General features: G+C 50.5%; 3 protein-coding genes. 2 read left to right on the forward strand and 1 reads right to left on the reverse strand.

The window, feature by feature from the left end:
• Both ONB24_13270 and ONB24_13275 read left to right on the forward strand, forming a co-directional pair.
• Positions 1-770: rhomboid family intramembrane serine protease (locus tag ONB24_13270; protein MDZ7317083.1), on the forward strand; the 770-nt coding region annotated here is incomplete at its 5' end.
• Between the two features lie 6 nt (positions 771-776).
• Positions 777-2252: an N-acetylmuramoyl-L-alanine amidase gene (locus tag ONB24_13275; GenBank protein ID MDZ7317084.1), complete on the forward strand. Its 1476-nt coding sequence runs from the start codon at positions 777-779 to the stop codon at positions 2250-2252.
• Here ONB24_13275 and ONB24_13280 read toward each other — a convergent pair.
• The gene (locus ONB24_13280; GenBank protein ID MDZ7317085.1) at positions 2249-3148 is read right to left on the reverse strand and encodes a TIGR01212 family radical SAM protein; all 900 of its coding nucleotides are present in this window, start codon (positions 3146-3148) and stop codon (positions 2249-2251) included. The genes ONB24_13275 and ONB24_13280 overlap by 4 nt on opposite strands.
• Between the last annotated feature and the right edge of the window lie 135 nt (positions 3149-3283).

The following is a 3283-nucleotide window of genomic DNA, read 5'->3' on the forward strand; positions in this document are numbered from 1 at the left end:
CGTTGCTCATTCTCAACGTGACGGTTTATGTTGCCCAACAAGCGGCAGGCAGCTTTTTGCTCGAGCACTTTGCTCTGCACCCCGATCAGTTTATTGCTGAATGGAAGGTGTGGCAGCTGTTGACGTATCAATTTCTTCACGGTTCCTTTCTGCATCTGTTCTTCAACCTCTTTACCCTTTGGATGTTCGGTGTGGAGGTCGAAAACGTTCTGGGGTCCTCCTATTTTATCAGATATTTTCTGTTTTGCGGCATCGGCGGAGGCGTGCTGCAGATCGTACTGAATTGGGGCTCCTCCGCCGCCGTCATCGGTGCATCCGCTGCGGTTTACGGCGTTCTGGTCGCTTTTGCTCTTATTTTCCCCGATCGGGTTGTTACGCTGCTGCTTTTTTTCATTCTGCCGGTTCACTTGAAAGCATCTACGTTGGCGATGTTGTTCGTCGGCATTTCACTTTTTCTCGGGCTGCAGGCCAAATGGTTCGGTTCGACCGATCAAATCGCCCATTTTGCCCATCTCGGCGGCGCTGTAACCGGTTTCTTGATACTGAGGGGTAAAGATTCTTTCCAAAGTTTTAAGAGAAAACTGATCGGAAAAATAGAACAAAAACGTGAAGAACAGAGGCGGCGCAGGCAGCAGGAGATCAACGAGGTACGGCAAAAGGTCGATCAAATCCTCGACCATATCAATCAGGTCGGCTATGCAAACATAAGCCGCGCCGAAAAAGAATTTTTGAAAAAGGCCGGAGAAATTCTTTCCAAAGAAAAAGATTGAAAGCCGATGAACTTTATCCGATCGTGCGCGGCCTTGCTGCTTTTCACTGTTGGAACGATTTCGGCCATCGACGTTTATGATCGAACCACCAATTCGTTTGCCGGAAAATTAACTGCCATAACATTTGAAGGCTGCATTTATTTCGCGATCGAAGAACTTGAAAACTTTTCACTCCCCGTCGAGGTCAACAGCCGCAGCAAACAAGCCGTTCTGCAGTACGGTCCTCATCGTATTAGACTGACCGCATTCACACCATTTGTCGAGATTGACGGCAAACAGATGCAGCTTCGCCGAGACATTGTCATGCGTCACGGTGAAATTCTTTTGCCTCTCGAGGCTTTCGCTTCGGCCATGCAAAAAGCCGGCATTACATCATTCGAATACAAATCGGCGACCACTCGGTTGGAATTGCAGCTGTTGACTCCTACGATTGTCGCGATTCGCAATCAGTCGCTAGAAGACGGCTGTCTGATTGTGCTGCAATGCAAAAAGGCCTTCCAGGCCTCGCAAATCAAGACGTCTTCAGAAGGCGATTGGATCCGACTGACGATTCAGGGAGGAATTTTTGCCAAGGCGGATCTTTCCTACCAGCCGCCTCTTGAGGTGTTCGAGTACACCGTCGATTATTTGGGAAATGAGACTACCAGATTATCCCTGCATACGGCGCCCGGCGTGTCTTTGGTCAGTGTGGAAGCGGCTCCTTCTCTCAAAGAGATTCATGTTCGTTTGAAACGCACCGTTAACAATATTTCCGTACTTAAAGAGCTGGAAGAGGCGCGTCGACGATGGCTTATCGACAAAATCATTATCGATCCGGGCCACGGCGGAAAAGATCCGGGATGCGTGGGAAGCGGACGTGTGTATGAGAAGCACATCACCCTGGCCATCGCACGCGCTTTGGAAGAAGAGCTGCGCCGTCGGCTTAATGTGGAGGTGTTGTTGACGCGAAAAAGTGATGTATTTGTGCCTCTGAAACAGCGCACCCAGTTCGCCAATCAGTCGGGAGGCAAACTGTTCATCAGCATTCATGTAGATGCGAATCGCGTCAAGCGGCTGCGGGGTCATACCATCTACTTTCTCGGCCCGGCCAAGACCGAAGCAGCGCGCGCGGTGGCGCAGATGGAAAACTCGGTGATTCGCTATGAAGACAATCTGCAGCCCTACGAAGGGCTCTCGGATGCGGCTTTTATTTTGGCGATGAACGCGCAAAACTCGTTCAACAAAGAGAGCGAGGACTTGGCGGCAATGATCGACAGTCGGCTCGAACAAAAGACGGGAGTACGCGGTTTCGGTGTCAAACAGGCAGGATTCTATGTCCTTTACGGCGCCTCCATGCCCAATATTCTTATCGAAACGGGTTTTATGACCAATGCAGAAGATGCGCGCAATCTGACGTCCGAAGCATATCAGAAAAAAATTGCCTCCGCCATCTGCGAGGCCGTGATCCAATTCAAAGAAAAGTACGAGCAGCCGGGATTTTAGCGGTACAAGGCGGATTGTCGTGAGCCGCGTTTTGCGAACTCTTTTTCGATTGCATTCAGAACATTTGACTTTTGCAGAGTCCAAAGCGGCGCCAACAGCATTTCCCTTGGTGCTTCAGCGGTCAGTCTCTGAATGACGACATCGGGCGGAATTCGTTCGAGAAAATCGCATACTTTGGCGGCATATTCTTCAAGAGCGATTTCCTGCAGCAGGCCGTTTTGATACATCTCTCCAACCGGTGTTTCCTTCAAAATCAGCAAGGGATGGATTTTTGCCTCATGGGAACCCACGCGTGCGATGAGTCGGGCGCATTCATGAACATCCTGCATCGTCTCTTCCGGCAGACCGAAAATGAGGTGGGTACAAATTCTGGCGTCGACCGACCGCAAAGCGTCGACGGCTTTAACATAATCCTCGACTGTATGTCCGCGATGAATTTTGTCAAGAATATCCTCATTTGCGGACTGAAGGCCGATTTCGATCCAGAGGCGGGTCTTCTGCGCCAATTCTTTCAGCAGGTCGATGATATCCGGGCGAATGCAGTCCGGCCGAGTCGCAATCGACAATCCGATGACTCCTTCGAACTCGAGAGCAGAGAAAAAGAGAGGGCGGAGTTTTTCTGCAGGAGCAAAAGTATTCGTTCCGGCTTGGAAGTAAGCGATATATCGGCTGATTCCCCGCTGTTTTGCTTTGGCGATGCCTAGGGCGAGCTGTTCGGGGATCGTCAAAGAGCTGCCGTATTGCGGAGCAAACGATTCGTTTCGACAGAACAGGCAGCCGCGTCCGTCGCCGATTTTATTGGGACAAGGCAAAGCGGCATCCAGGCAGACTTTCCAGACCTTGGTATTGAATTTCCTCTGCAGATAGTCGTTGAAGCTGTTATATCTTTTGCTCATTACGGGTCGAAAATAAACATAAAACAAAAAAGGCCTCTTGGATGTCCAGAGGCCTTGAAAATTAATCTCGGCGGCGTCCTACTCTCCCGCACGGTCGCCCGTACAGTACCATCGGCGCAGGAGGGCTTAACTTCC

Source organism: candidate division KSB1 bacterium, from assembly GCA_034505495.1.
Lineage (GTDB): Bacteria > Zhuqueibacterota > Zhuqueibacteria > Residuimicrobiales > Krinioviventaceae > Fontimicrobium_A.